We start from the raw sequence: 1194 nt of genomic DNA on the forward strand, positions 1-1194 counted from the left end.
CGGAATTAGTTGACCACAACAGTTGAATTCGGGGTTGAATTCTGGCCATTAAAGCACCTTAAATTTGATACCGCTTAAACCTTGTTTTTCAACAAACTCTTTGAATCTGTCGGTTACAATTGGGAAGTTACCGTAGTTACCTTGGAGCCTGAAGACTGGGTATGTGCTATAGTCATAATTTATAAATACATACTTTTTTATTCCAACAACAAAACCTTCGAAGGTTTCAAATTCTGTTTGTTCATCATTTAATACATCTAACAAAGACGTAATATTGAAAAAGAAGAGCGTTTCATTTCCTAATTTCATGGGGATCCACTGCCCACAATTATTGATAAGGGGGGAAAGAGTCTCCTTCACTTTTTCATTGACCATAAACCCATGAGGTAGGAAAGCGTAGAAGTCCCCCCCACTTTCAGCTTGTTGTGAAGACTTAACTAACTCTAATATTGGAGGGTTACAAACACTCTTTCCTACAATAAAGTTTTCAGAAACGTACCTCAGTTTATCTCTAGCTTTCAAGGATAATCCCAAACAATCTTCAGATAAACACATGTTATAAAGCATAATATCCTCAACTAATACAAATTAATGCCATTTCGATACCTGTTGGCTATTGAGCGCAAAGTTGCTCTTGCATGACGCTCGTCAACAGCCATTTCAATAGCTCCCAATACCGCATCCATTGATTCTCTTCTGTGTAACCCATCATTTTGATGCGTTAAATGTCGAACACCATATTGTTTTTTTACAGCAATATTTTTAGGAAGCCAAACAAAATTATCAGGATCGTTTATGCCTATTCCAAAATCACTAAGGATTTGTCTGGCAAGTTCAGCTGACTCGTAGCCAGCACCGAACAAAATAATATGGTGTGCTTCCCACCCATCACCTGGCTTTCCATACCCTGCACCTTCCAATATCTTAGCCGCTTGTTTTGAGGTAGGCCTTCTAACACTTTCAATACTCTCTTTAACAGCATCAGCAACTTTATTAAGCTTTCCTATTGCTCCTTTTGCACCCGCTGTCACAGCAGTAGCCATTTGCTGGTTTCTTTCTCCTTGCCCTGTAATATCCTGCATCCCAGCGACCGGTGAAAATTTGCGTTGACACCCACTTTAAGCATTAATTTACCACAGTACTAAACAAGTCCCGAATTCAAGCTCCAAGGACGAATTTGCGTTGACACCCAAC

Annotated in this window: 2 protein-coding genes; both read right to left on the reverse strand. The window is 39.4% G+C overall.

Annotation, left to right across the window (positions count from 1 at the left end):
• Positions 1-48: 48 nt before the first annotated feature.
• Positions 49-522: an imm11 family protein gene (locus N475_RS02000; protein WP_155732519.1), complete on the reverse strand. Its 474-nt coding sequence runs from the start codon at positions 520-522 to the stop codon at positions 49-51.
• A 56-nt stretch (positions 523-578) separates the two neighbouring features.
• On the reverse strand, positions 579-1082 hold the full coding sequence (locus N475_RS02005) for an AHH domain-containing protein (protein ID WP_063364587.1): 504 nt from the start codon (positions 1080-1082) through the stop codon (positions 579-581).
• Between the last annotated feature and the right edge of the window lie 112 nt (positions 1083-1194).

This window comes from Pseudoalteromonas luteoviolacea DSM 6061 (assembly GCF_001625655.1).
Taxonomy (GTDB): Bacteria; Pseudomonadota; Gammaproteobacteria; order Enterobacterales; family Alteromonadaceae; genus Pseudoalteromonas; species Pseudoalteromonas luteoviolacea.